Source organism: Haloferax prahovense (genome assembly GCF_000723845.1).
In the GTDB taxonomy this organism is placed as follows: Archaea; Halobacteriota; Halobacteria; order Halobacteriales; family Haloferacaceae; genus Haloferax; species Haloferax prahovense.
The window spans coordinates 1710437-1735135 of sequence record NZ_LK053000.1; the positions used below are offsets into that span (position 1 = coordinate 1710437).

The 24699-nt window shown below is 66.5% G+C and carries 25 protein-coding genes and 1 tRNA gene; 10 read left to right on the top strand and 16 right to left on the bottom strand.

Annotation, left to right across the window (positions count from 1 at the left end; genetic code table 11):
- The first annotated feature begins 11 nt into the window (after window positions 1-11).
- From pheA to BN984_RS08585, 5 genes are all read left to right on the top strand, one after another.
- Window positions 12-818: a prephenate dehydratase gene (pheA, locus tag BN984_RS08565; RefSeq protein ID WP_004973442.1), complete on the top strand. Its 807-nt coding sequence runs from the start codon at window positions 12-14 to the stop codon at window positions 816-818.
- 96 nt (window positions 819-914) lie between these two features.
- Window positions 915-1325: an archaeal heat shock protein Hsp14 gene (gene hsp14, locus BN984_RS08570; RefSeq protein ID WP_049968034.1), complete on the top strand. Its 411-nt coding sequence runs from the start codon at window positions 915-917 to the stop codon at window positions 1323-1325.
- A 116-nt stretch (window positions 1326-1441) separates the two neighbouring features.
- The gene (gene hsp14, locus BN984_RS08575; protein ID WP_008091664.1) at window positions 1442-1885 is read left to right on the top strand and encodes an archaeal heat shock protein Hsp14; all 444 of its coding nucleotides are present in this window, start codon (window positions 1442-1444) and stop codon (window positions 1883-1885) included.
- A 308-nt stretch (window positions 1886-2193) separates the two neighbouring features.
- Window positions 2194-5070 carry a leucine--tRNA ligase gene (gene leuS / locus BN984_RS08580; RefSeq protein ID WP_049968035.1) on the top strand — a complete coding sequence of 959 codons (2877 nt, stop codon included), beginning with the start codon at window positions 2194-2196 and terminating at the stop codon, window positions 5068-5070.
- Between the two features lie 326 nt (window positions 5071-5396).
- Window positions 5397-5615 (top strand): DUF7535 family protein, encoded by a 219-nt coding sequence (locus BN984_RS08585; protein WP_008091667.1) that lies wholly within the window; start codon window positions 5397-5399, stop codon window positions 5613-5615.
- Window positions 5616-5675: 60 nt separating this feature from the next.
- Here the strand turns inward: BN984_RS08585 and BN984_RS08590 are convergent, their stop codons facing one another.
- From BN984_RS08590 to BN984_RS08640, 11 genes are all read right to left on the bottom strand, one after another.
- Window positions 5676-6671 carry an ornithine cyclodeaminase family protein gene (locus BN984_RS08590; protein WP_049968036.1) on the bottom strand — a complete coding sequence of 332 codons (996 nt, stop codon included), beginning with the start codon at window positions 6669-6671 and terminating at the stop codon, window positions 5676-5678.
- A 304-nt stretch (window positions 6672-6975) separates the two neighbouring features.
- A complete protein-coding gene (thsB, locus tag BN984_RS08595; protein ID WP_008091670.1) occupies window positions 6976-8619 on the bottom strand; it encodes a thermosome subunit beta in 1644 nt (547 codons plus the stop codon).
- 215 nt (window positions 8620-8834) lie between these two features.
- Window positions 8835-9227, bottom strand: coding sequence for a DUF7383 domain-containing protein (locus BN984_RS08600; RefSeq protein ID WP_049968037.1), 393 nt, complete (start codon window positions 9225-9227; stop codon window positions 8835-8837).
- 54 nt (window positions 9228-9281) lie between these two features.
- Entirely contained in the window at window positions 9282-9464 is a 183-nt protein-coding gene (locus BN984_RS08605; protein ID WP_008091674.1) for a hypothetical protein, read from the bottom strand.
- A 443-nt stretch (window positions 9465-9907) separates the two neighbouring features.
- Window positions 9908-9988 (bottom strand) — tRNA-Ser (locus BN984_RS08610).
- A 29-nt stretch (window positions 9989-10017) separates the two neighbouring features.
- Window positions 10018-10224 carry a hypothetical protein gene (locus BN984_RS08615; RefSeq protein WP_004973426.1) on the bottom strand — a complete coding sequence of 69 codons (207 nt, stop codon included), beginning with the start codon at window positions 10222-10224 and terminating at the stop codon, window positions 10018-10020.
- Between the two features lies 1 nt (window position 10225).
- Window positions 10226-10612: a RidA family protein gene (locus tag BN984_RS08620; RefSeq protein ID WP_008091676.1), complete on the bottom strand. Its 387-nt coding sequence runs from the start codon at window positions 10610-10612 to the stop codon at window positions 10226-10228.
- Between the two features lie 83 nt (window positions 10613-10695).
- Window positions 10696-10902 carry a hypothetical protein gene (locus BN984_RS08625; RefSeq protein ID WP_008091679.1) on the bottom strand — a complete coding sequence of 69 codons (207 nt, stop codon included), beginning with the start codon at window positions 10900-10902 and terminating at the stop codon, window positions 10696-10698.
- A 39-nt stretch (window positions 10903-10941) separates the two neighbouring features.
- Window positions 10942-11940, bottom strand: a complete 999-nt coding sequence (locus tag BN984_RS08630; protein WP_008091681.1) for a cytochrome d ubiquinol oxidase subunit II — start codon at window positions 11938-11940, stop codon at window positions 10942-10944.
- Window positions 11933-13357: a cytochrome ubiquinol oxidase subunit I gene (locus tag BN984_RS08635; protein WP_008091682.1), complete on the bottom strand. Its 1425-nt coding sequence runs from the start codon at window positions 13355-13357 to the stop codon at window positions 11933-11935. The genes BN984_RS08630 and BN984_RS08635 overlap by 8 nt, the downstream gene beginning before the upstream one ends.
- Before the next feature lie 239 nt (window positions 13358-13596).
- Window positions 13597-14238 (bottom strand): class I SAM-dependent methyltransferase, encoded by a 642-nt coding sequence (locus tag BN984_RS08640; protein ID WP_049968038.1) that lies wholly within the window; start codon window positions 14236-14238, stop codon window positions 13597-13599.
- A gap of 147 nt (window positions 14239-14385) precedes the next feature.
- Here BN984_RS08640 and BN984_RS08645 point away from each other — a divergent pair, with 147 nt between their 5' ends.
- The gene (locus BN984_RS08645) at window positions 14386-14592 is read left to right on the top strand and encodes a hypothetical protein (protein WP_008091685.1); all 207 of its coding nucleotides are present in this window, start codon (window positions 14386-14388) and stop codon (window positions 14590-14592) included.
- A 45-nt stretch (window positions 14593-14637) separates the two neighbouring features.
- On the opposite strand, the gene ilvA is transcribed toward BN984_RS08645, so the two are convergent.
- A complete protein-coding gene (gene ilvA, locus BN984_RS08650; protein ID WP_008091686.1) occupies window positions 14638-15849 on the bottom strand; it encodes a threonine ammonia-lyase in 1212 nt (403 codons plus the stop codon).
- Window positions 15850-16205: 356 nt separating this feature from the next.
- On the opposite strand from ilvA, the gene BN984_RS08655 reads away from it, so the two are divergent.
- Complete coding sequence (locus tag BN984_RS08655; protein ID WP_049968039.1) at window positions 16206-17597, top strand: MATE family efflux transporter; 1392 nt, start codon at window positions 16206-16208, stop codon at window positions 17595-17597.
- Window positions 17598-17732: 135 nt separating this feature from the next.
- Here the strand turns inward: BN984_RS08655 and citZ are convergent, their stop codons facing one another.
- Entirely contained in the window at window positions 17733-18872 is a 1140-nt protein-coding gene (citZ, locus tag BN984_RS08660; RefSeq protein ID WP_008091691.1) for a citrate synthase, read from the bottom strand.
- 298 nt (window positions 18873-19170) lie between these two features.
- Between citZ and BN984_RS08665 the strand changes: the two genes are divergently transcribed.
- On the top strand, window positions 19171-20379 hold the full coding sequence (locus BN984_RS08665; RefSeq protein ID WP_004973407.1) for a potassium channel family protein: 1209 nt from the start codon (window positions 19171-19173) through the stop codon (window positions 20377-20379).
- A gap of 38 nt (window positions 20380-20417) precedes the next feature.
- Here BN984_RS08665 and BN984_RS08670 read toward each other — a convergent pair whose 3' ends face one another.
- Window positions 20418-20735, bottom strand: coding sequence for a DUF7536 family protein (locus BN984_RS08670; protein ID WP_004973404.1), 318 nt, complete (start codon window positions 20733-20735; stop codon window positions 20418-20420).
- Between the two features lie 70 nt (window positions 20736-20805).
- Here BN984_RS08670 and BN984_RS08675 point away from each other — a divergent pair, with 70 nt between their 5' ends.
- Window positions 20806-21762 (top strand): succinylglutamate desuccinylase/aspartoacylase family protein, encoded by a 957-nt coding sequence (locus BN984_RS08675; RefSeq protein ID WP_008091694.1) that lies wholly within the window; start codon window positions 20806-20808, stop codon window positions 21760-21762.
- A 69-nt stretch (window positions 21763-21831) separates the two neighbouring features.
- Window positions 21832-22935: a pyridoxal-phosphate dependent enzyme gene (locus BN984_RS08680; protein WP_049968040.1), complete on the top strand. Its 1104-nt coding sequence runs from the start codon at window positions 21832-21834 to the stop codon at window positions 22933-22935.
- A gap of 32 nt (window positions 22936-22967) precedes the next feature.
- Here BN984_RS08680 and BN984_RS08685 read toward each other — a convergent pair whose 3' ends face one another.
- Both BN984_RS08685 and BN984_RS08690 read right to left on the bottom strand, forming a co-directional pair.
- A complete protein-coding gene (locus BN984_RS08685) occupies window positions 22968-24260 on the bottom strand; it encodes a phage NrS-1 polymerase family protein (protein WP_049968041.1) in 1293 nt (430 codons plus the stop codon).
- Between the two features lie 143 nt (window positions 24261-24403).
- The gene (locus BN984_RS08690) at window positions 24404-24679 is read right to left on the bottom strand and encodes a YgaP family membrane protein (RefSeq protein WP_049968042.1); all 276 of its coding nucleotides are present in this window, start codon (window positions 24677-24679) and stop codon (window positions 24404-24406) included.
- Window positions 24680-24699: the final 20 nt, after the last annotated feature.

Here is a 24699-nt window from a genome sequence, read left to right on the forward strand (position 1 = left end):
AAGGGGGTGGCATGCAGGCAGTCACGCTCGGCCCGGCGGGCACGTACTCCCATCGCGCCGCCCGCGCGGTCGCCGACGACGTCGCCTTCCGAGAATCGGTCACTTCTATCGTCCAAGCGGTCGCCGACGGGTCGTTCGAGCGCGGCGTCGTTCCCATCGAAAACAGCATCGAAGGGAGCGTCACCGAGAGCCTCGACGCCGTGGCGAACTCGGACGTGAGCGTCGTCCAGGAGATCGTCACGCCCATCCGCCACGCGCTGTTGGCCCAGAGCGCGAACTTCGACGTCGTCGCCAGCCACTCGCAGGCGCTCGCGCAGTGTCGGTCCTACCTCGAAGAGAACTACCCCGACGCGAAGCTCGAAGCCGTCGCCAGCACGGCCCGCGGCGTCGAACGCGCCCGCGCGGACCCGTCGGTCGCGGGCATCGGTCACCCCGACAACGTGGGTGACGACCTCGAAATCATCGCCGAGGACATCCAGGACCAGTCGTCGAACGCGACGCGGTTCCTCGTCATCGCGCCCGAGTCCGCCCGCTCGGACGCCGGCGGCAAGAGTTCGCTCGTCGTCTACCCCAACGCCAACTACCCCGGTCTCCTCTTGGAACTGCTCGAAGCGTTCGCCGAACGCGACATCAACCTCTCGCGCATCGAGTCGCGCCCGAGCGGCAACCGCCTCGGCGACTACCTGTTCCACATCGACGCCGACGCCGGCCTCTACGAAGAACGGATGCAGGAGGCGCTCGAAGAGGTCGAGGGCATCGCCCGCAACGGCTGGGTTCGCGTCCTCGGGTCGTACGACACGCGGCACGTGCTGTACTGAACACCCGCGGCCCGCGTTCCGCGGTCCGGCCGGACGCTCTCGATATGTGGGTCTGAGCACATCTTTCTTTGCCGTCGGCGACGTACTCGGACGCGTATGCAGCGAAACCCGTTCGACGAGATAGAAGACCTGTTCGACCGGATGGGCCGGTCGTTCGAGGAGTCCGGTATCGGTCGGTTCCAAGATATCTCCCTCGACGTCGTCGACGACGACGAGGCCATCGAGGTCGTCGCCGACCTCCCCGGCTTCGAGAAGGACGACCTCGACGTGAGCGTCAGCGGGCGGCGACTCACCATCGCGGCCGACCACGAGGAATCGTCGGAGGTCGACGACGACCAGTACGTCCGCCGCGAGCGGAGCCAGCGGTCCGTCTCCCGGACGATTACGCTCCCAGCCAAGGTCGTCCGCGACGAGGTGACGGCGTCGTACAAAAACGGCGTCCTGACCGTGACGCTCCCGAAGGCCGAACCCGCGGGCGACGACTCCACGCAGATCGACATCGAGTGATGCGGCTCACCTTTTGAATGCGGATGTTTCGGGGGCTGTAGCGTGCGAACTGCTATCCACGTTCCGGAAACGATTATCTCCTCAGACGGCGTCCATATGCCTCGGTGAAAACACACATGATGCGACGTACCAACCCCTTCGACGACTTCGAGGAACTGTTCGAACGAATGTCCCGCCAGTTCGACGAGATGGGACGGCAGTTCGACCGCTCGGGCATGATGGCGCAGGTCCGCCACGAGATGGCCATCGACGTCACCGACCACGACGGCGAAATCGTCGTCACCATCGACCTCCCGGGCTACGAGAAAGAAGACATCTCCCTGTCGGTCGCCAACCGCACGCTGACGGTCGACGCGACGCGCGAACTCGACGAGGAACGCGCCGACGGCGAGTATCTCCGCCGCGAGCGCCGCCACGAGTCCGCCCGTCGCACGATTCGCCTCCCCGAGTCGGTCGACGAGGACGGCGCGTCCGCCGGCTACCACAACGGCGTCCTGACGGTCACCCTCCCCAAGCGCGACGTCGAACCCGACGACTCTCGCCGCATCGACATCGACTGAGCCGGCGTCGCCGCCCGCGATAGTCCCCGACGCGCCGCCCGCGACAGGCTCTCTCTTGGCGGGTCGTTCGCCGCTTTCGTTCCCGCTTTCGCTTCTTTGCCCGCCCGCCCGTCGGCGCGTTGCGGTCGCGATTTGCGTCGTCAGTTCTGTACTGGTCTCGATTCTGGCGAAACGAGGCCCCGACGCCGTTTCTCGGCCAGTCTCTCCCGTTCGTCTCGTGCCATCGTGTGGCAACATCTGCCGCAATCAGACAGCCACACAAGTCGAGTATAGGAGTTATTTTAGGCCGGGGTACCACTACCACGGATATGGACTACGACCCGCAGGAACTCGAAGCGCGTTGGCGGGAGCGCTGGTCCGAGACCGGCCGATACGAGGCCGACCCGGACGCAGACGCCGACGACGCGACGTTCGTGACGGTGCCCTATCCGTACCCCAGCGGCGGGATGCACATCGGGCACGCGCGGACGTACACCGTTCCCGACGTGTACGCTCGCTACCGACGACAGCAGGGCGACAACGTCCTGTTTCCCATCGCGTGGCACGTCACCGGAACCCCCATCATCGGCGCGGTCGAGCGCCTGAAAAACCGCGAGGAGAAACAGCTCTCGGTTCTGACCGACACCTACAACGTCCCCGAGGACACGCTTTCGGACCTCGAATCGCCCATGGGCTGGGCGCGGTACTTCATCGAGGAACACTACAAGAAGGGGATGCAGTCGCTCGGTCTGTCGGTTGACTGGCGGCGCGAGTTCACCACGAACAACGAGCGCTACTCGAAGTTCGTCGAGTGGCAGTACCGGACGCTCCGCGAGCGCGGGCGACTGGAGAAGGGCCTTCACCCCGTCAAGTTCTGTACGAACGAGGAACAGCCGGTCACGACCCACGACCTGCTCGAAGGCGAGAACGCGGAGTTCCAGGAGTACACGCTGGTCCGCTTCGGCTGGGAGCGAGCCGGCGGCGACGTGGTCGTCCCGATGGCGACCCTGCGCCCAGAGACGGTCCGCGGCGTGACGAACGCCTACATCGACCCCGAGGCGACCTACGTGGTCGCCGAGGTCGACGGCGAGACGTGGTTCGTCTCCGAGTACGCGGCCGACAAACTCGAATATCAGGCCCGCGACGTGGAGATTCTCGAAACCGTCGAGGGTGCCGAACTCGTCGGCCAGACGGTCGAAAACCCCGTCACCGGCGACGACGTGCTCGTCCTGCCGGCCGACTTCGTCGACGCCGACAACGCGACGGGCGTCGTCATGTCCGTCCCGGCCCACAGCCCCGACGACTACGTGGCGCTGCAGGAGGCCAAGGCCGACGCCGACTACCTCGAATCGTTCGGCATCGACCCCGCCGACGTGGCCGACATCGAACCGATTCCGATTCTCGACATCGACTCCGAGGACGACACGTACGGCGAGATTCCCGCGAAGTCGGCCGTCGAGAACCGCGGAATCGAATCCTCTGACGACCCGGCCCTCGAAAAGGCGACGAAGGACCTCTACAACAAGGAGTTCCACGCGGGTCGCCTCAAGGAGTTCTACGGCGACTACGCCGGCGGCCTCGTCGAAGAGGTCCGCGACGACTACAAGGCCGACGGCATCGAGGCCGGCCAGTTCGACGTGATGCAGGAGTTCTCCGAGGAGGTCGTCTGCCGCTGTGGCGGCGACGTCGTCGTCGCCGAACAGGACACGTGGTTCCTCTCGTACGACGACGAGGACTGGAAGCGACTCGCCCACGACGTGGCCGACGGGCTGGACGCCATCCCCGAGAACACCCGTGACGAGTACCACCACACCATCGACTGGCTCAACGGGTGGCCGTGTATCCGCAACTACGGCCTCGGCACCCGCCTGCCGTGGGACGACCAGTTCGTCATCGAGCCCCTCTCGGACTCGACCATCTACATGGCGTACTACACTATCGCCCACCGCCTGCAGGAGATTCCGACCGAGGAACTCACGCAGGACTTCTTCGACGCGCTGTTCTACGGGGCCGACGCGGTCGACGACGCCCCCGAGAAAGCGCTCGAACTGCGCGAGGAGTGGGACTACTGGTACCCCGTCGACTACCGGTTCTCCGGTAACGACCTCATCACGAACCACCTGACGTTCTACCAGTTCCACCACGGCGAACTGTTCGACGAGCCGCAGTGGCCCCAGGGAATCGTCATCATGGGCATGGGCCTGCTCGAAGGCCAGAAGATGTCGTCCTCGAAGGGTCACGTCGTCCTCCCCGGCGAGGCCATCGGCGAGTACGGCGCGGACACCGTCCGCTTCTTCCTGCTCAACTCCGCGGAGCCGTGGCAGGACTACGACTGGCGCGACGACCTCGTCGGCTCGGTTCACGACCAGCTCGAACGGTTCTGGAACCGCGCGCAGGAGATTATCGCCGACCCCGGACCGGACGAGCGGCCCGAACTGGAGACGGTCGACCGCTGGCTCCTGTCGAAGCTGCAGGACACCGTCCGCGACGTGACGACCGGGATGGACGAGTCCGAGACGCGCTCGGCCAGTCAGGCGGCGTTCTACAACTTCGAGGAGTCGCTGCGGTGGTACCGCCGCCGGACCGACCTCGACCGCCCCGCGGCGAAGTGGACGCTCCGGACGGTCCTCGAAACCCGCCTGCGCCTGCTCGCGCCGTTCATCCCGTTCATGACGAACGAGCTGCACGAGCAGTTGACCGGCACGCCCGCCGAGGACGCGCCGTGGCCCGAACCGGACGCCGAGTTCGAAGACGAGTCGGTCGAACTCGAAGAGCGACAGGTCGAACGCCTGACCGAGGACGTGCGCGACATCATCGACGTGACCGACTCCGACCCCGACACCATCCGGGTCTACGTCGCCGCCGACTGGAAGCGCGACGTGTTCGAGACGGTCGTCGACAACGGCGACAACGTCGGCGCAATCATGGGACAGGTCATGCAGGACCCCGACCTCCGCGAGAAGGGCAACGACGTGAACGACCTCGTGCAGGACCTCGTCGACCAGACCCGCGGGCGCGACGAATCGACGCTCCGCGCGCAGCTCGAACTGGACGAGGCCGGCACCTACGAGCGCGCCGCCGACTTCCTCGCTCGCGAGTTCGACGCCGACGTCGAGGTGTTCGCCGAGGACGACCCCGACATCGTCGACCCCGCCGACCGCGCCTCGAAAGCGATTCCGTTCCGCCCCGCGGTCCACCTCGAATAGCCGGGCGCGCCGCGGCACGACCGAATTCTATTTTTCAGCGCTGATATGCAGCTACGAGCACTGCTAAAAACGCCCACTGAGCCGAGTATCTGGGCGCTCCCCTAGATTTACGGTATCACATACGATAATTAACACATGCTGTGCGAGGCATGCGAAGTCGAGATGTATCGCGTGGACGACGAAAAGCGGACCGACCTCGAAGACAGGCGGACCTACGAGTGCCCCGACTGCGGCGCGACCGAAGAGCGGGCGAAGTACCGACATTGGTGAGGTCGACCCCGCGGTCCGGCGTTCGGTTTATCGTCTCGCCGAACTAACACTATTTCATGAGCGAAGACGACTCGCTGAGCCTCGCACAGAAGGCCTACCACACCGTTACGCCGGGGACTCGACCGCGGGCGAACAGCGAGATGGACTCCATCGGGTGGACGATGTTTCTCATCCTCGTCGTCCTGATGGTTCCGTTCTTGCCCTTCATCGCCATCGTCTACGTGCTCTCGAAGGTGTTCGGCTACCTCAACGCACAGCGAGGGCCGAGCCCGTAGCACGGGGCGTCGGACCGCAAAAGAGAACGGTGAATGCCAGCAGCGTCGGGTCGGGCGACCTTACTCGGCGAGACCGAGGAGGTCGAACGCGTAGCCGTTGTCGTTCTCGAACGCGTGCTCGTAGGCGACGTGGGCCGCCGCGACGTCCTGAATCGCGAGCCCCGTCGAGTCGAAGACGCTGATGCCGTCGGCGTCGGTGCGGCCGTCGAGGTTCCCGAGGACGATGTCGCCGATTGCGCCGTAGATGTCGTCGTCGGTGAGGACGCCCTGATTGTACGGGACGTTGATTTCGCCGGAGTGGGTGGTCTGGGCGTGGTCGTCGATGACGAGCTTGGCGTCCAAGAGCACCTCGTCTGCGAGTTCGTGTTTGCCCTCGGCGTCGGCACCCATCGCGTTGATGTGGGTGTGGTCGCCGACCGCGTCGCGCGGGACGATGGGCGACTCGACGGGCGTCACGGTCGACAGCACGTCACAGCCGGCGGCCTCCTCGATGGAGCCCGCGCGGATGTCGAACTGGTCTTCGAAGGCGTCGATGAAATCGGCGACGCGCTCCTCGTCGAGGTCGGAGATGACGACTTCCTCGATGTCGCGGACCTCGCTGATGGCGCGAAGCTGCGTGTACGACTGGACGCCCGCGCCGATGATGCCCATCGAGGAGGCGTCCTCGACGGCGAGGTAGTCGGTGGCGACGGCCGCGGCCGCGCCGGTGCGGAGCATCGTGAGCTCCGTCCCGTCGAGGAGCGCCAGCGGGAAGGCGTTCTCGGGGTCGGAGTAAATCATCGTGCCCATGACCGTCGGCAGGTCGTACTTGTCGCCGTTGTCGGGGTGGACGTTGACCCACTTGATGCCCGCGGCGTCCCAGTCGCCCGCGTCCAGGTAGGCGGGCATCGACCGGAAGTCGCCGTTGTACTGCGGCAGGTCGATGTAGGACTTCGGCGGCATCTGGGCGTCGCCGGACTCGTAGGCGGCGAAGGCGTCCTCGATGGCCGAGATGAGCTCCGGCATCTGGACGTTCTCGTGAACGTCGTCCTTGTTCAACAGCAGCGTCTTGCGCATAGAGACACGTTGCCGTACCTGCTACTTAGTTCGTTCCATTTCTGAACACAACTGCAAGTGTAACTTGGAAAGTGAGATAATTATCCAACTTCTAAGCAGTCGGTGGCGCCACGTGGTCGGCGCTCGTCCGCCCGTCGGGGAGCGGTGCAATGACGCTCGTCGGTTGGTCTCCGCCGCGTGCCGTCGTTCGAACGGTCCAGCCGCGGCTCATCGGAGGTTCGACAGCCGTCTTCGTCAAAAAGTGAGAGATTCGTCGCGCGGTGCAGGCGTCGGGTGATGGGGGTGTGAAGTCGTTAGCCGATCTTCACATCGCGCCGCCCATACCGCCCATGCCGCCCATGCCACCCATGCCGCCGGGTGCGCCGCCCTCTTCGTCGTCGTCGCCGCCGGTGGAGAGGTCACCGGCCGCGATGATGTCGTCTATCTTGAGGACGAGGTTGGCGGCTTCGGAGGCGGAGGCGACGGCCTGCTCTTTCGCGTGAGCCGTCTCGACGACGCCCGCGTCGAACGCGTCTTCGACCTCGCCGGTGAAGACGTTCAGACCGGCGCGGACCTGACCTTCTTCGTGGGCCGCGCGGAGGTCGACGAGCGTGTCGATGGAGTCGAGACCGGCGTTCTCCGCGAGGACGCGCGGGACGAGTTCGAGCGCGTCGGCGAACGCCTCGACCGCGAGCTGCTCGCGGCCGGAGACGGAATCGGCGTAGTTGCGGAGGCGCGAGGCGAGTTCGACCTCGATAGCGCCGCCGCCGGCGAGAACCCGACCGTCGGCGACCGTCGACGCGACGACGTCGAGGGCGTCCTGAACGCCGCGTTCGAGTTCGTCGACGACGTGGTCGGTGGAGCCGCGGAGCAGGAGCGTGACGCCGTGGACGTCGTCGCCGATGCCCTCGACGTAGAACAGCTCGTCGGCCTCGTCGCGGCGGATGGAGGCGCGACCGAGGTCGGCGGCCTCGATGGAGTCGAGGTCGGAGACGACCGCCGCACCGGTGATGTTCTTGAGGAAGCGGATGTCGGACTTCTTCGTCCGGCGGACCGCGAGGATGCCCTGCTTTGCGAGGTAGTGCTGTGCGAGGTCGTCGATGCCCTTCTGGCAGAAGACCACGTCAGCGCCGGAGTCGACGATCTGGTCGACCTTCGCCTTCAGCTGAGCCTCCTCCTGGTCGAGGAACTTCTGGAGCTGGTCGGGGCTCTCGATGGAGACGTTCGTGTCGATGTCGGTCTCCTCGACCTCGACGGGCTCGTTGAGCAGCAGCACGTCGGCCTCGTCGAACTGGACCGGCATGTCGTCGTGGACGGGGTCCTTGTCGATGACGGCACCGGTGAGGAGCTCGGACTCGGACGCCGAGCGACCGGTCTGCGTCTCGATGGAGATGTTCTCGAGGTCGACGACGTGGGAGCCATCGTTGGCTTCGACGGTGACCTGTCGGACGGCGCGGACGATGAGGTCCGCGAGAAGCTCCTTGTTGAGCTCGGAGCTCTTGCCCGTCATGGAGGTCTCAGCGACCTTCTTCAGGAGTTCCTCGTCGTCGGGGTCGACGCGCTCTGCGATGTCGTCGATCTCCTCGCGCGCCTTCTCGGAGGCGAGATTGAAGCCGCGGATGATGGCCGTCGGGTGGATGTCCTGTTCGAGGAGGTCCTCGGCGTTCTTCAGGAGTTCACCCGCGATGGCGACCGCCGTCGTCGTTCCGTCGCCGGCTTCGTCCTCCTGCGTCTCGGCGACCTCGACGATCATCTCGGCCGTCGGGTTGTCGATGTCCATCTCCTTGAGGATGGTGACACCGTCGTTCGTGATGGTGACGTCGCCCATCGAGTCGACGAGCATCTTGTCCATCCCCTTCGGGCCGAGTGTGGAACGTACCGCCTCGGCGACTGCTCGTGCGGCGCGGATGTTGTACGCCTGCGCGTCGCGGTCCTTGACGCGCTGTGCATCCTCGCCCATGATGATCATCGGCTGACCCTGCTGCATTCGCTGGCTCATAGACAGGCCTTGATTGTTTGTGATTCTATAAAAAGGCTTCGCCGACGAATCGAGCACTGAACTCCGCGCGTTCGCCGCGTTATCCCGGTTACCGTGCGACAGATGCGTCCTCTCGGGTGTTCGGGGATTTACTGTGGTACGTCATTTCACACCACAATTCTGTCCCGGCCGAGCCTCTTTATACGCTATTCTTCGACCGGCTCTTTCCAGTGGACCGTCACCGTTCCGACGGCGAACGCGTCGTCGCCGCCGTCGTCGCGGACGACTCGGATGGTGTTCGAGCCCTCGACGAGGCTCGCGCCGGTCACGGTGTCGACCCAGTACTGCCAGCCGTCGCTCGGCGGGATGTCGAACCCCGAAAGCGAGTCGCCGTTGATTTGAATCTCGTGGCCGTACTCGCCCACGTCGAACGCCTGGATACCGAGGTACGGCTCTCGCGGGTCGTCGGTCGGGACGTCGAACTCGAACGTCGCCGTCTCGTTTCCGGCGTCGTCCGCCCAGTCGAGGTCCAGCGTCTCTCCTTCGGGGTGGAGGTGCGACCCGATAAACACGGTCGCGTAGTTCGCGCGGTGGTGCACGCTCACACATTCTGCTGCGCCGGATAAAAATTCGCGTGGTCGGCGGTCGCGCCGTCAGTCGTCGTCGGGGAGTTCGTCCGCGAGGAACTCGCCGTCGGTGTCGTCGTTCGCGGCGTCGAGCGGGGGCTCGTCGTCGTCTCCGTCTAACACCGATAACTCTCGTTCGTACAGCCGCTCGGTGAGCTGGGTCCGCTTGTTGAGGCCCTTCTTCTCGCGGCCGGTCTTGGTGTCAGGCATTGTCAATCGTGGTATCGTATCCCATGGGGATGAATGTTTTGTCCGAACAGTTGATACGGTCGCTTCTGTGGCGGTGCCGTAGGTTGGGTCTGTGGTAGTGCCTCGGGTCGCGTCGAACTGGGGGTGCCCTGCCAGTTTCGACGTAAGTGGTCCTTGGCGGGCGGGGCGATAGACTTCGGCGACGGTTCTCGTCGGCCGGCGATTGAGAGAGAAGCTATGTGCTTCGGGCGCGAACGGCGGGGGTTTGGGTTGGTGTTTTCGGCGGGGGTTTGGGTCGCAGATGTGGCTTTGCAGAGAAGCGCCAGAAGAGGGATTTAAATCTCAGTCACTCCGCTCACTCTGTTCGCTTCGCTCCCTGGTTCAAATCCTCAGAGGCGTTCTCCCGAACTCGCAGTCCGCAGCGCGACGAGACGCGCTGCTACGTGAGTTGAGTTCGGAAGAAGCGCCAGGAGAGGGATTTGAACCCCCGATCCCAGAGGGAACACGCTTTCCAGGCGTGCGCCTTACCGCTCGGCCATCCTGGCTTACAACGCAACGTTCCCGCCTGGATAATTTAAGCCCTTCCTTTCCGTTCGAGTCGCGGTTCGATGACGTATGTCACGGACCCAACGGCGACGCCGGACGCGACCGCCACCGCGGCGACCGCCCCGAATGACACGTCGATGCCGAGTCCGAGGAGGACCGCGCCCTGCGCGAGGACGCCCACGAGGAGGAGGCTCGCTGCGCCCCACGCGAGCGCGGACCGGACGCGGCGGGCCACGTTACTCCTCGTCGACGACGGCGACGGCCTCGATTTCGACGCCGACGCCCTTCGGCAGGTTGCCGACCTCGACCGCCGAGCGGGCCGGCGGCTCCTCGTCGAAGTAGGTCGCGTACGTCTCGTTCATCTCCTCGAAGTCGTCGATGTCGGCGAGGAACACCGTCGTCTTCAGCACGTCGCTCGCGTCCGCGCCGGCCTCCGCGAGGATGGCCATCACGTTGTCGAGCGACTGCGTCGTCTGCGTCGCGATGTCCTCGTCGTCGAGGAGTTCACCGTCCGGCGTCAGCGGAATCTGCCCCGCCGTGTAGAGCAGCGAGCCGTTGGTCGTCGCCTGACTGTACGCACCGACCGCGGCCGGCGCTTCGTCGGTCTCGATGACGCGCTTCATACGCGGTGGATTTCGCCACGACGTGATAAAATAGGGTGGAACGACCGGGTCCGCGGCGGGGCGAGCCGGTCGCAGCCCGTCAGTTAGACCGACTTCCCGGAGAGGCTGATGCCGGTCGTGAGGACGCCCGAAGCGAACAACAGTCCCATCCCGAGGGCGGTGACCACGTCGCCGTCTTGGAGTGCGAACCCCGCGACGGCGACGCTGACGGCGACCAGTCCGAGGCCGAGGAGGGTCAGCGGTTTCGTGAGCGATTCGGTGGTTGGGGTTGTGTTGGGGAGCGTAGCCATGGGTGGATTGGTTGTGGGGGAAGGGTCGATTGCAGTCGGTCAGGAGTACGATTCGCCGGTTTCGATTGGCCCGCTGAACGTCGAGTAGAGGATGCCGAAGTAGGCGAACACGAGCGGCAACAACAGCGCCGACGCGACGCTCATAATGTTCAGCGGGAGCACCGAGACGATGGCGTCCGCGACGGTCAATCCGGTCGCGGGGTCGGCCAAGGGGAACATGAGCGTCGCCACGAGCGCGACGAACGCGAACACGAGGACCGGCACGGTCGCGAACGCGAGCGTGTAGCGCCCGTCGCGGAGCGCGAGCAGGTAGCCCGCCGCGGCAGCGAGGCTGACGACGACGAGCGCCAGCGGAATCGGCGCGAGGACGCCGAGGTCGGGGCGGACGGCGACGAGGTAGCCGAGCGTGACGACGACGAGCGCGAGGTAGGCGGCCATCGCGCGCGGGCCGTAGTCGGCCACGTCGCGCTGGAGGCTCCCGCGGGTCTTCATGGCGAGGAAGCCGACGCCGGCGACGACGGTGAGCGCGACGACGGCGAGGCCGACGACGACGCCGGGCAGCGACAGGAGCGACTCGACGCCGAGGAGCCAGTGGGCGGCGAACACGCCGAGGAGGAACGGCGCGCTCACGCTGCCGACGACGAATGCCCGACCCCACCACGTCTGCCACGCCTCGTCGTGGCGCTGTTCGTACATCTCGGGGGCGAGCCCGCGGAGGATGAGCGCCCCGAGGATGGCGAACATGAGCAGGTAGTGGCGGCTGAAGAGGTTCGCGTACACCGCCGGGAACGCGGCGAACAGCGCGCCACCGAAGACGACGAGCCACACCTCGTTGCCGTCCCAGAAGGGGCCGATGGCGGCGAGCAGCGTCTCGCGCTCCTCGTCGTCGTCGCGGGTCGCGAAGATGGCCCCGACGCCGAAGTCGAAACCGTCGAGGAACAGGAACATCCCGAGGATGAAGAAGACGAGCCCGAACCACAGCTCCTGCAGCGGCAGGCCGAAGAGCGGGTCGGTGGCGAACGCGCCGTAGTCAGTCATCGCCGGTCACCCCCGCGGGGGAAGCGGTCTCCGCGCCCGCCGCCGTCTCGTCGACGCTCGGCGGTCCCTCGCGGATGATGCGGCGAATCACGTAGGTGTAGAGCGCGAGCAGGCCGGAGTACACGACCGCGAAGCCGACGAGCGTGAGCGTCGCCTCGAAGCCGGTGAGCCCCGGTGAGACGCCGTCTGCCGTCTTGAGGACGCCCTGGATGACCCACGGCTGTCGGCCCACCTCGGTGACTATCCAGCCGACCTCGACGGCGAAGATGCCGAGGAGCGACGACCCGACGAACGCCTTGTGCAACAGGTCGTCGTCGTACAGGTCGTCGGTCCACCAGCGGTAGGCCGCCCAGAAGGCCAACAGGATGAACCAGAAGCCGGCGGCGACCATGAGCCGGAACGACCAGAAGACGATTGCGACCGGCGGGGCCTCCGTGTCGAACTCGTTCAAGCCGGTGATTTCGGCTTGGGGGTCACCCCCGCTCGCCAGCCACGACGCCCCGCCGGGAATCCCGATGCCGAGCAGTTCCTTGGCGCGCGGGTCGGTGATGTGTTCGAGGCTCGTCGGGATGGCGAAGATGTACTCCGGGACGTAGCTGTCGGTCTCCCAGACGGCCTCCATGGCGGCGAACTTCTGCGGCTGGGTCTCGTAGACGTGTCGGCCGTAGGCGTCGCCGTGAATCGCCTGAAACGGTGCGGTCACGAGCAGGACGACGAGCGCGATTTTGAGCGTCTTCCGCCAGAAGCGCGCGCCCTCGCGGTCGTCGTCGGCGTCGATGCCGCGCTGCCAGACGTGGTACGCCGCGACGCCGGCCATGAACAGCGCGACCGACAGCACCGCGGCGTTCTGCATGTGGACGAACATCCACGGGAACCGCGGGTTGGCGTACGCCGCGATGGGGTCGACGAGCGAGACGACGAGCTGGCCGCTTTCGCGCGCGAGTTCGTATCCTCGCGGCGTCTGCATCCAGGAGTTGGCGACGAGAATCCACACCGCCGAGAGCCACGTACCGAGGCCGACGGCGACGGCCGAAACCATGTACAGGGCGTCCGAGACCTTCTCGCGGCCGAAGACGAACACCCCGAGGAACGTCGCTTCGAGCATGAACGCCATCATCCCCTCGGTGGCGAGCGGGCCGCCGAACAGCTCGCCGGCCGCCGTCGAGAACGCCGCGAAGTTCGTCCCGAACTCGAACTCGAGGACGATGCCGGTCACGGTGCCGACGACGAACGAGACGGCGAAAATCTTCGTCCAGAACCGCCTGAGCTGTTCGTACACGGGGTCGTCGGTTCGGATATCCTTCCACGTGAAGTAGATGAGGAAGGGCGCGAGGCCCATGCTCATCACCGGGAAGATGATGTGGACGATGGTCGTGAGCGCGAACTGCAGCCGACTGGCGATGACTGGGTCGAGCATGGTTGGGTGCGGGGTCGCTGGCGCCGAGGCGAACCGGGAAGCGGGGACTTCCTTGTTAAAGGCCTTCGTATTGGGGGAGAGTCAATCCCCGCATGCTTCCCACGAACTGAAAATCATCGTAGGCGGGGTCTCCCGCCCGAATTCGACATAATCGTCCGGGTAGAAACGCGGAGCTCTGTTGAAATCCTCAGACCGTGACAGGAAGTGCGCGCAACATACAAGATGAGTTCAGCACACACTCATCGGGTGGCGATGATGACACCGACCGAATCAGTGATAATCTCGACATCGGCGAGCGTGAAGCCTGCACCTGCGAGGAGATTAGCGATGGTTCCCATCGATGGCAGTGTCTCGTAATCGCTTGGGGACTGCACCGGCCCGAAGTGCATCTTGTCGGCCACGACCATGCAACGCGGATTCAACGCCGTGAGTCCGTCGATGGCAGCGCGTAATTCGTCCTCACCACCCTCGTTGTAGGCCATGTACAGAGCGTAGCTCGCAACGACGACATCCACCGGTTCCTCAACGTTCGGTTCACGAAACGACCCGCGGTCAAACGAGACGTTCTCGATACTGCGACGCTCAGCCTTCTCACGAGCGTATCGGAGCCACTCGTCGTAGATGTCCTGTCCTAACACGTGGTCACACTTCGACGCAAGTTCGAGCGCGACGATACCTGTGCCCGTACCGATATCGACTACGGTATCATCGCCCTCGATGGGTGCGTGCGTGAGGAAATAGGACAGACACCTCTGGTACACCTCGTCTGCCTCGCAGTCCGCATCGTAGTCCATCGGGGTGTAGCCGTCATACTCGTGTTCCGTGCTGGCCATCGGTACGTCGAATAGGATGTACTGGGAGATAAGGGTCTCAAGAATCATCCCTGACACGTACGGCCGATTCGCGCCCTCTGTTCAGCACGGCCTCGAAAAACTATCAGTGGCTGGGGATTTCAACAGAGCCAAAAGCGGCGTTCGTCGGATTCCACGAATCGACGAAGATATGTCCGGACAGTTCGGATTTAGAACATGAACCTCCTGTGGCAGGCCGGGTACGCCGGAGCCGTGGTTCTCGGCGTCGCGTACCTCGTTTTCCCCGCGCGAGTCCACGCGTTCGGGTTCGAGTTCCTCCGCCGCTCGCCCTCGGAAGAGTCCCGCGAGTCCGACGCTCCCGTCTGGCTCTCCCGCGGCATCGGTGCGCTCCTCGTGTTTATCGGTGTCACTGGACTCGTCTGAGCGGCCGGTCTCGAACCCGGTTCCCGACCGCTCTCGGCGACGCGGTCAGTCGAGGACTTCCACGTCGTAGCCCGCGTCGCGGAGCTCTCCGAGGAGCGAATCGACGTGGTCGGGCCCGCGCATTTCGAGGTCGATTTCCACTTCCGTCGCGTTCAGCGCGATTTTCCGGGAGGTGCGGTCGTGCCTGACGGCGTAGATGTTCGCCTTCTCCGCGGCGATGATTTCGATGAGCTGTTCGAGCGAGCCGGGGCGGTCCTTCAGTTCGGTCCGAATCTTGAGGTACCGACCCGTCTCGACGAGGCCGCGCATCACCACGGTCGTCAGCGTGTTCATGTCGATGTTGCCGCCGCACAGCGCGGGGACGACGACCTCGCCCTCCTCGTAGTCGAACTTCTGGAAGACGAGCGCCGCGAGCGCGACGGCCCCCGCGCCCTCGACCAGCGTCTTCGAGCGTTCGAGCAGGTAGGTCAGCGCCACGGCGATTTCCTCGTCGGAGACGGTGACGACCTCGTCGACGCGCTCGCGGATGACCTCGAAGGGCTTGTCGCCGATTCTGCGGACGGCGATGCCGTCGGCGATGGTGTCGACCTCGTCGATGGTCTGAATCGACCCCTTGTTCAACGAGTCCGCGGCGCTGGAGGCCTGCTCGGCCTGCACGCCGATGACGCGGACGTCGGGGAACTGCGCTTTGATGGCCGTCGAGATGCCGGAGATGAGGCCGCCGCCGCCGATGGGGACGACCACGGTGTCGAGGTCGGGGCAGTCCTCCGCGATTTCGAGGCCGATAGTTCCCTGTCCGGCCATGACGTACTCGTCGTCGAAGGCGTGGACGTAGGTCCGGCCCTCGTCCGCCTCGATTTCGTGGGCCTTGGCCTGCGCCTCGTCGTAGTCGTTGCCGTAGAGGACCACGTCGCCCCCGTAGCGCTCGGTGGCTTTCACCTTCGAAATCGGCGCGTACTCCGGCATGACGATTTTCGAGTTCACGCCCGCTCGCGACGCCGCGAGCGCGACGCCCTGCGCGTGGTTGCCGGCGCTCGCGGTCACGACGCCCGCGTCCTTCTCCTCGTCGGAGAGCGTGGTGATGCGGTTCGTCGCCCCGCGAATCTTGAACGACCCCGTGCGCTGGGAGTTCTCCAGTTTCAGGTACACCTCTGCACCCGTCATCTCCGAGAAGGTGTGCGAGTACTCCAGCGGTGTCCATCGGGCGACCGCTTCGACGCGCTCGCGGGCGGCGCGTACGTCGTCAAGCGTGAGCATGGTCAGAAATCGCCCGTGTCTGTGTTTAATCGTTCGGGAACTCGTCCGTATCAGGGCCGTGATGTCAACCCTCATGGTCGTCGGTTGAGGACTCGGATTCGGCTCCGTCAACGCGCGCCGTCGCCGTCGCTCGTCGGTCGGGAAAGGGGAAAGGGGGAATGCACGCGTGTGACGTGCAACTGTCTTTCTGGTCCCCGTGCATATAAACGTCCCCCACCCGGAGTGAAAGTGAAAACGCACGACAGCGGCGACCCATCGCTCGCGTATGACACTCGTCATTCGGGCGTCGCATCGAGAGTGCCCGACGGGACCGCCGCTTCCGATACTGTCAACTGCGCGAGGTCCGTGGCCTCGGCATGAACCTCGGCCGCCTCCGGCGGGTCTGGAAGCGCATCTTCTCGCTCGCCTGGCCGGTGATGGCCGAGCAGACCGCCCAGACGGCGATGCGGACCGTGGACGTGGCCGTCACCGCCGCGCTCTCTCCCGCCGCGGTCGTCGCTATCGGCCTCGCCGACCTCTACGCTCGGTTTCCCCTCCGAATCGGTCTCGGACTCGGCGGCGGCGCAATCGCGCTCTCCAGTCAGGACACGGGGAGCGGCGCGGACGCCAACCGGAGCGAGGCCATCTCGACGGCGCTCCTCCTCGCGTTCCTCGCTGGCATCCCGTTCCTGATTTTCGGGTTCACGCTGGGTGAGGCCGCCATCGGCGCGTTCCCTGCGAGCGACAGGGCGGTCGCCTTGGGCACGACGTATCTCGCGGTCATCTTCGCCACCTCGCCCGCCCGGTTGGTCTCGCTCGTCGGCTCGCGGTCGCTTCAGGGCGTCGGCGACACCCGGACGCCGATGCTGGTCAACGTCTTCGCCAACGTCGTCAACATCGGTCTGTCGGTCGGTCTCGGCTTCGGCCTCGTCGGCCTGCCCGCGCTCGGCGTGCTGGGTGTCGGACTCGCGACCTCGACCGCCAACGTCCTCTCGGCGGGACTGCTCCTCGCCGCGCTCGCCCGACCCGCGTCGCCGACCTCGCTGGTTCGGCCCCGCGACCGGACGGTCGCCAGCCAACTCGTGCGTATCGCCACCCCGCGGGTCGGCGAGGGCCTCGCCGCCGAACTCGCCGAGTTCCCGTTCAACGCCCTGCTCCTCGGCTTCGGCGACGCCGTCAACGCCGGCTTCCAAATCGGCCGCCGGGTCTACCAGCAGGTCGCCAGCCCGCTGGCGCGCGGCTACAACGTCGCCGCCAGCGTCCTCGTCGGGCAGGCGCTCGGGGCGGGCGACAGCGAGACCGCGCGGTATCAAGGCGGGGTGGTGGCGCTCCTGTCGGTCGTCACGGTCGGCGGTATCGGGCTCTTCCTCGCGGCGTTCACCGAGCCCATCGTCGGCCTCGTCGGCTCCGGCGGCGGCGCGGACCTCGAGTGGGCCGTGAAGTTCGCCGTCGCCTACGGCCTCGCCGCGCCGGGACTGGCGCTCTTCGTCGGTCTCTCCGGGTCGCTGCAGGGCGCGGGCGCGACGCGAATCCCCTTCGTCGCTCGACTGACCGGGGTGTTCGGCTTCTTCGTCGGCGCGTCCTACCTGCTCGTCGAGGTGTTCGACTACGGCCCGCTCGGCGCACGCATCGGCATCGTCCTGTCGTTCACGTGGATGGGGCTGTTCGCGCTCGTCGCGTTCTACTACGCCGACTGGGCGGGCCACGCCGACTCGCTCATGGTCGAACGCGGAAGCGTCGGCGTCGACGACGCGGGCGAAGACGACTGACCGCGAGACGGAACCGGCGACGCGGAACGGCGCGGAGAACGCGGAAGCGAGGAACGGGGCGACCGCGGGGGACGACGCGTCGCTCCGGGAGACGGGGAACGGGAAAAAGTCGCGTGCGACTCGTTGACTCGCTGCCTATCGCTCGTCGACCGACGGGAAGTCGAGACCCTTCTCGCCGGTGTAGCGGGCGCGGGGCCGGATGAGGCGGTTGTCCTCGTACTGTTCGAGGACGTGCGCAATCCAGCCGCCGGCGCGCGAGACGGCGAAGATGGGAGTGTAGAGGTCGATGGGGATGCCCATCTGGTAGTACGTCGACGCGGAGTAGAAGTCCACGTTCGGCGCGAGGCCCTTCTCCTCGCCGATGTACTCCTCGATGGCGACCGACATCTCGTACCACTTCATGTCGCCGGCGGCCTCGCCGAGCGCCTCGGACTTCGCGCCGAGAATCTTCGCGCGGGGGTCCTTGACGTCGTAGACGCGGTGGCCGAACCCGGCGACGCGCTCGCCGCGGTCGAGGGCGTCTTTGACCCACTCGGTCGGGTCCATGTCGCTGTCGTCGACGTCCTTCAGCATCCGCATGACGTTCGCGTTCGCGCCGCCGTGGAGCGACCCCGAGAGCGTGCCGATTGCGGACGTGACTGCGCTGTAGAGGTCAGAGAGCGTCGAGGACGTGACCATCGCGGAGAAGGTCGAGGCGTTCAGTCCGTGGTCGGCGTGGAGCACGAGCGCCATGTCGAACGTCTCGGCGAGCACCTCGTTCGGCTCCTCGCCGTTGAGCATGTAGAGGAAGTTCGCCGCGTGATTCAGGCTCTCGTCGGGTTCGACGTAGTCGTCGCCGCGACGGAAGCGGGCGTAGGCCGCGAGCACCGACGGCATCTTCGCCGTGATGCGCTTTGCCTTCTCGAGGTTGACCTCGCGGTCGGTCACGTCCTCGAAGTCGGCGTTTTCGTCGTACGCCGACATCGCCGAGACGAGCGTTCGGAGCGCCGCCATCGGCGACTCGTCCTGTTCGGCGAGTTCGCGTGCCACGTCGAGGACGCCGTCGTCAAGGTCGCGGTGGGCCGCGAGCTCGTCGGAGAACGCGTCGAGTTCCTCGCCCGTCGGAAGCGCTCCGTGCCACAGGAGATAGAGTACTTCCTCGTAACTTGCGTCCCGTGCGAGGTCTTCGATGTCGTAACCGCAGTAAACGAGTTGTCCCGCGTCGCCGTCGATGAAGCTGAGTTTCGATTCGGTGACCAGCACACCTTCCAGCCCCCGCTTCAGTTCGCCTGACATACCCAGAACGTTGCCTACCATATCAAAAAAGCGTTATCGTTTTCACTCATATGTTATCGACCGCCATACACATACAACGGCAGCCCCGTCTGCCGATTTCGTGGGAAGTCGGTGTCTAAAATAGTGTTCGACAATTGTCGTTATTTTCGGTCCCCTTATACGGGGGCTCCCGAGAGCGCCGCGCGCGCCGTTCTGGCGACCCACGAAGTCATATGCGCCGGCGACGTAGTTCTCTCGAACTACGGTGGCACCACTACTCCTGGCAAGCCTTTTGCCGTCCCGTCGTGAAGGCGGGCGCATGAATCCGGAGGACATCGAGTACGAGCCTGTCAGCGTCAAGGCCGTCCTCGCCGAGATGAAAGACACCGCGGAGTTACTCATCGACCTCTCGTACTCCGCCGTCCTCCACGGCAACGAGGACCTCGCGGCCGAGGTTCTCGACCTCGAAGAGCGGATGGACATCCTCCAACTACAGGCGCGCATGAGCCTGATGATGGCCGCCCGCAGCCCCGAAGACGCGGAGGAACTCGCTCCCGTCCTCGGCGTCGTCGGCGCGGCGGAGAAGATTTCGGACGCCGCGGGCGACATCGCCAAGGTCGTCATCGAGGACATCGGCCTCCCGGACGCCATCCGCGCGGCGCTTCCGGAGGCGGTCGAGACGACGATCCGGTGCGAACTCACCGACGAGTCGCCGTACGCGGGTCGCACGCTCGGCGACATCAACATGGAGACCGAGACGGGCGTCCGCGTCGTCGCCATCCACCGCGCCGGCGAGTGGGTGACGAACCCCGACCACGAGACCGCGCTCCGCGCCGACGACGTGCTCCTCCTCCGCGGCCGCGACGACGGCCTTCAGACCGTCCACGAGGCCGCCACGGGCCTCCGATACGACCCGCCGGACGTGCCGGAGTCGACCATCGAGGACCTCGAACGCGCCGTCGACTCCATCGTCCTGATGAAAGACATGAGCGAACTCGCGGTCGACCTCGCCTACGGCGCGGTGCTGTTCGACAGCGAGGGCGTCGCCGAGGAGGTCGAGGAGCTCGAAGCCGAGGTGGACGCGCTCAAGTCCCGGTTCGAGGCGTGGACGCTCCGCGCGGCGAGCCGCGTCGAAGACCCTGTCTCGCTCCGCGGACTCGTCCAACTCGCGGGCGCGACCGAGATGATTTCCGACGCCGCGCTCGAAATCGCCGAGGGCGTCCTCCGCGGCATCGACGCCCACCCGGTCGTCGCCGCCGCGGTCAAGGAGTCCGACGAGGTCATCATCCGCCTGCGGGTCGCCCCCCGGAGCGACCTCGCGGAGGCGACCCTCGGCGACCGGCGCGTCAAGACCGAGACGGGGATGCGCGTCATCGCGGTCCGCCGGGCCGGCGGCCGCGAGTGGGTCGTCTCGCCGGGGTCGGAAACGCGGCTCCACGGCGGCGACCTCATCATCGCGAAAGGGACCAGAGCCGGCGCGGAGCGACTGGGCGAACTCGTCGGCGACGAGCGCGAGTTCGACGAGTAGGCCGAGGACGAACTGTCGGAACCGACCGAACCGACGGCTCAGAGCGTTTTACTCAGTCGATACGCCGAGACGAGCGTGAGCACTGTCGCGACGAGCAGCGCCGTCGCGGAGGCGAGGACGAACGCGAGGATGAGGAACCAGCCCTCGGGGCCGAGTATCGGATACTCGCGGGTGCCGGCGAACGGGCCGAACAGTTCGAGGACCCGAAAGAGGTAGGCGACGACGGCCAACGCGAGGCCGACGGCCGCCCCGATAGCGGCGTTTCGTGGCACGTCCAGCGCCTGTACCAGTCCCCCCGTCGGCGGCCGTTCGGGAACGTCGTCTGTCACGGTCGCCGGTAGCGGCCGCGAGACCATAGCGGCAACGCTTTCCTCGGGGGGTCAGCGGACCGAACCCCTAAAGGGAGGCGGGTCCGAGGTTGGCGATATGATTACCTTGGGAACGGCGAGTGCGGCCCCCGGGGAGATGGACGTGGGCCGTCTCGAAGTCGGCGAGTCCCGCGACGGCGGGAGCGTCGGCCTACCCGTCGCCGTCATCAACGGCGCGTCGTCGGGCAAGACGCTCTACATGCAGGCGGCCTCGGACGGAGACGAACTCAACGGCGTCGGCGTCATCCAGCGGGTCGTCCCGCAGCTCGACCCCGCGGAGATTTCCGGCACGATTCTCGTCGTCGGCATCGTCAACTACCACGCCTTTCAGGTCGCACAGCACCGCAACCCGATAGACGACACGAAGATGAACCGGGCGTACCCCGGCGACGAGCGCGGCACCTCCTCGGAGCGCACCGCGGCCGCGACGTTCGCCGCCGCCCGCGACGCCGACCTCATCGTCGACCTCCACCAAGGCTCGACGAGCCAGATGATAGACGAGGTCCGCGTCCGCTGCGGCCGTCACCACCGGATGCACGCCAAGTGCCTCCGACTCGCCAAGACGTTCGGCTGCGGCTACGTCCTCGACCAGAAGGGCCCCGACGGCCAGCTCGCCCGCGCCGGCCCGGACGCTGGCATCCCGACTATCGACCCCGAACTCGGCGGCTGTGTCGGCTGGGACGAAGAGAGCATCGAGAAGGGCGTCCGCGGCGTCTACAACGTCCTCCGCGGCTACGACTTCCTCGACGGCGACGTGGAGCTCGAAGCCCAGACCCGCGCCCGCGGCTTCGACCAGTACGGTTCGCCGGTCGGCGGCCTCGTCCGGTTCAAGCGCGACCTCGGCGAGCGGGTCTCCGCCGGCGACGTGGTGTTCGAAGTGACGGACGTGTTCGGGAAGCTCAAAGCCCGCGTCACCGCCGACCACGACGGCATCTTCTGGCGGGCGCGCCGCCTCCCGCAGGTCGCCTCCGGCGAGTACGTCTGCTCGGTCGGCATCGACCTCGACACGTACTGACTGCTGGCTCACTTCACCCGAACCACCTCACACCCACCCTACACCCACCCCACACCCACCTCACTTCCCATGACGACATCACACGACCTCCCCGCTCGGCTCCGGCTCGCGTGCGACGCCTGCGGCGAGACGTACGACGCGTGGCGCTGGCGCTGCACCTGCGGCGAGCCGCTGGACTTCGCGTCCGACCCGACGCCGTCGGCGGCCGCCCCCGGCGACGCCGACCTCGACTACCGCGACGGGCTCTGGGCGTTCGACGAGTTCCTTCCGACCGAGCCGCACGCGACCCTCGGCGAGGGGATGACGCCCCTCGTCGACGCCGCCGAGTGGGAGGCCTCGTTCAAACTGGAGTACGTCTTTCCCTCCGGCTCGTTCAAGGACCGCGGCGCGACGACGATGCTCTCTCTCGCCGCCGAACTCGGCGTCGAGCGCGTCGTCGAGGACTCGTCGGGCAACGCGGGGGCCGCCGTCGCGACCTACGCCGCCCGCGCCGGCATCGACGCCGAGATCTACGTGCCCGCGTCGGTCAAGCCCTCGAAGGTCCGCGCCATCGAGCGCGCCGGCGCCAAACCGGTCCGCATCGAAGGCACTCGACAGGACGTGACCGACGCCTGCGTCGAGGCCGTCGAGGCCGACGACGCGTGGTACGCGAGCCACGCGTGGAACCCCGCCTTCTTCTCGGGGACGGCCACCGTCGCCTACGAAATCGCCGCCCAGCGCGACTGGTCGGTTCCCGACGCGGTCGTCACGCCGCTCGGCCACGGGACGCTCTTCCTCGGCGCGTACCGCGGCTTCCGTGCGCTCTACGAAGCGGGCTGGACCGACCGGATACCCGAACTGTACGGCGCGCAGGCCGCCGGCTACTCGCCCATCGCCGACGCCCGCCACCACACGCCCGACGAGACGAACGACGTGGCCGACGGCATCCAGATTCTCGACCCCGTCCGCGAGGCCGAGATTCACGAGGCGCTCGACGACACCGGCGGTGACGCCATCGCGCTCTCGTCCGACGCGGTCGAAGACGAACTCGACAGGCTCCATCGCCACGGCTTCTACACGGAACCGACCTGCGCCGTCGCGCCCGCGGCGCTCCGCGAACTGCGGCTCTCGGGCGTCCTCGACCGCGACGCCGACGTGGTCGTACCGCTCACCGGAAGCGGACTCAAATCGTGAATTCGCTCAGAACACAGCTAACGTAGCGTCGCTCACGACCGAAGCCAGTCGAACAGCGACCACCCGCGCCCCGCTTTTTCGTCTCTCTCTCCGTCCCCGCCGCCGCGTCTCCGGGCTTCGAGGTCGCGTCGTCGCTCGCGCTCCGCGTCGAGCTCGTCGTGGAGTCGCTGGTTCTCGTCGACAGCCTCGTCGAGCCGCGCCCGGAGCTCGCTGAAGCGGTCGAACGCTTCGCGCTCGCCGACCGGCGACGCGGTGGTCGGCGGCGGTCCCCGCGGTTCACTCCCCGGGTCGTCGGACTGTCCGTCGAGCGCGCTGTCGGACCGGCTGTCACCCCGTCGGTCCTCGTCCGTGGGCGTCGCCGCGGGCCGAACCGCGCTCGACCAGCCGGACGGGTCGTAGAACTCGCTCGTCTCTCGAATCGCGCGGTGGACCGTCTTCGCGCCGTAGGTCGACCCGTCCGCGTGCGCCACCTCGTCCCACTTCGGCCGAAAGAGCCCGCAGTCCCGAAACAGGCGGCACATCTGGCGCGCGTCGCCGGCCGTCCAGAACGCGAGAATCGAACACAGCGCCGCGTCAGCCTCGTCGCGGTCGTCGTAGCCGCTCGTGTCTCCCCGCCACAGATGGGTGAACTTCACGCCGTTCACGGCGGTCGAAGCGCGGTCGATAACCTCGTCGTCCGCGAGGTCGTTGCTCGGGCCGCTCACCTCGTCGAGACGTGCGTCGACGGGCGTTTCGGGCGAATCCGGAGCGACCGACTCGACCGCCGGGGTCGGCGAGGGTTCCGGGTCGGCTTCGAAGTACGCGCCGTGAATCGCCGCGAGCACGTCGCTCCGCTCGGCAATCGCCGCGGACGTGCCCTCGAGGCGGTCGCCGGTCACGGGGAAAAAGCCCGCACCGTCCGAGAGTTCGAGGTTCCCGGTTCGGCCGCCCCCCGACGGAAGCGTCCCGCGGACGAGGACGCGATACCCCGTCCCCGAGGGCGTTACCTCCGTGCGGGAGTCGAGGCGGTCGACGAGTTCCCACGCCCAGCGCTCGGTCGCGCCGGTCTCGCTGTCGCGGCACTCGCCGATGTCGACGACGACGAACGGGTCGTCGTCGGTGAAAACGTACCCGACCCCGTCGGTGGGGCCGTCCCGCGCGGACGCGAGCGCTTCGTCGAACGTCGTCCACGTCGAAGGGTCGGTCACCGACGCGGGCCCGCCGGTCGCGTCCTTCAGAACCGTCGTTTCCGCTCCACTGCGCGTCTGTGTTCGCCACCCGACCCAGTTGGCCCGTTCGAGGAGGTCGTCCGGGAGCTGTTCCCGCGTCGGGAGTGGTGGCGTCATCGCTACTCCTGGTCTCGGGAGGGGCGAGAAAGGTGTTTCCCGCGGGATATCTGTTTTGATAATAGGGTCTGGCTGCGAGGCGTCCGCTTGCGTGGTTCACACATCGAAACACGGGGCGACACTCGCGGCCCACTCGAAAATGATTATTGCACGCGGGGCTTGCCCGCGGATTCGGTCTCGGTCGTCTTCGCGCCCTCGTAGGTGTTGAAGCCCAGCAGGTCGTTCAGCGGGCACTTCTGGGTGACCGCCGTGGTCGCGAGGACAGCCCCGACGAGGAGCGCCGCAACCGCGACGACGAGTCCGAGGGTTCCGGCCGCGATGGTCAGGAAGCCCGCGAGGCTCGCCGCCCCGACGACGATGAGCACCGGTCCGAGGACGGCGCGCGCGATACGGTCGTAGCCGCCGACGTTCTTTTCCATGGTTAATTCACCGGCTCTAA

What these genes read in the sequence shown, in the direction of transcription:
- pheA (WP_004973442.1), top strand. Translation starts at nt 12, where the DNA reads ATGCAGGCAGTCACGCTCGGCCCGGCGGGCACGTACTCCCATCGCGCC.
- hsp14 (WP_049968034.1), top strand. Translation starts at nt 915, where the DNA reads ATGCAGCGAAACCCGTTCGACGAGATAGAAGACCTGTTCGACCGGATG.
- hsp14 (WP_008091664.1), top strand. Translation starts at nt 1,442, where the DNA reads ATGATGCGACGTACCAACCCCTTCGACGACTTCGAGGAACTGTTCGAA.
- leuS (WP_049968035.1), top strand. Translation starts at nt 2,194, where the DNA reads ATGGACTACGACCCGCAGGAACTCGAAGCGCGTTGGCGGGAGCGCTGG.
- BN984_RS08585 (WP_008091667.1), top strand. Translation starts at nt 5,397, where the DNA reads ATGAGCGAAGACGACTCGCTGAGCCTCGCACAGAAGGCCTACCACACC.
- BN984_RS08590 (WP_049968036.1), bottom strand. Translation starts at nt 6,671, where the DNA reads ATGCGCAAGACGCTGCTGTTGAACAAGGACGACGTTCACGAGAACGTC.
- thsB (WP_008091670.1), bottom strand. Translation starts at nt 8,619, where the DNA reads ATGATCATCATGGGCGAGGATGCACAGCGCGTCAAGGACCGCGACGCG.
- BN984_RS08605 (WP_008091674.1), bottom strand. Translation starts at nt 9,464, where the DNA reads ATGCCTGACACCAAGACCGGCCGCGAGAAGAAGGGCCTCAACAAGCGG.
- BN984_RS08620 (WP_008091676.1), bottom strand. Translation starts at nt 10,612, where the DNA reads ATGAAGCGCGTCATCGAGACCGACGAAGCGCCGGCCGCGGTCGGTGCG.
- BN984_RS08625 (WP_008091679.1), bottom strand. Translation starts at nt 10,902, where the DNA reads ATGGCTACGCTCCCCAACACAACCCCAACCACCGAATCGCTCACGAAA.
- BN984_RS08630 (WP_008091681.1), bottom strand. Translation starts at nt 11,940, where the DNA reads ATGACTGACTACGGCGCGTTCGCCACCGACCCGCTCTTCGGCCTGCCG.
- BN984_RS08635 (WP_008091682.1), bottom strand. Translation starts at nt 13,357, where the DNA reads ATGCTCGACCCAGTCATCGCCAGTCGGCTGCAGTTCGCGCTCACGACC.
- BN984_RS08640 (WP_049968038.1), bottom strand. Translation starts at nt 14,238, where the DNA reads ATGATTCTTGAGACCCTTATCTCCCAGTACATCCTATTCGACGTACCG.
- BN984_RS08645 (WP_008091685.1), top strand. Translation starts at nt 14,386, where the DNA reads ATGAACCTCCTGTGGCAGGCCGGGTACGCCGGAGCCGTGGTTCTCGGC.
- ilvA (WP_008091686.1), bottom strand. Translation starts at nt 15,849, where the DNA reads ATGCTCACGCTTGACGACGTACGCGCCGCCCGCGAGCGCGTCGAAGCG.
- BN984_RS08655 (WP_049968039.1), top strand. Translation starts at nt 16,206, where the DNA reads ATGAACCTCGGCCGCCTCCGGCGGGTCTGGAAGCGCATCTTCTCGCTC.
- citZ (WP_008091691.1), bottom strand. Translation starts at nt 18,872, where the DNA reads ATGTCAGGCGAACTGAAGCGGGGGCTGGAAGGTGTGCTGGTCACCGAA.
- BN984_RS08665 (WP_004973407.1), top strand. Translation starts at nt 19,171, where the DNA reads ATGAATCCGGAGGACATCGAGTACGAGCCTGTCAGCGTCAAGGCCGTC.
- BN984_RS08670 (WP_004973404.1), bottom strand. Translation starts at nt 20,735, where the DNA reads ATGGTCTCGCGGCCGCTACCGGCGACCGTGACAGACGACGTTCCCGAA.
- BN984_RS08675 (WP_008091694.1), top strand. Translation starts at nt 20,806, where the DNA reads ATGATTACCTTGGGAACGGCGAGTGCGGCCCCCGGGGAGATGGACGTG.
- BN984_RS08680 (WP_049968040.1), top strand. Translation starts at nt 21,832, where the DNA reads ATGACGACATCACACGACCTCCCCGCTCGGCTCCGGCTCGCGTGCGAC.
- BN984_RS08685 (WP_049968041.1), bottom strand. Translation starts at nt 24,260, where the DNA reads ATGACGCCACCACTCCCGACGCGGGAACAGCTCCCGGACGACCTCCTC.
- BN984_RS08690 (WP_049968042.1), bottom strand. Translation starts at nt 24,679, where the DNA reads ATGGAAAAGAACGTCGGCGGCTACGACCGTATCGCGCGCGCCGTCCTC.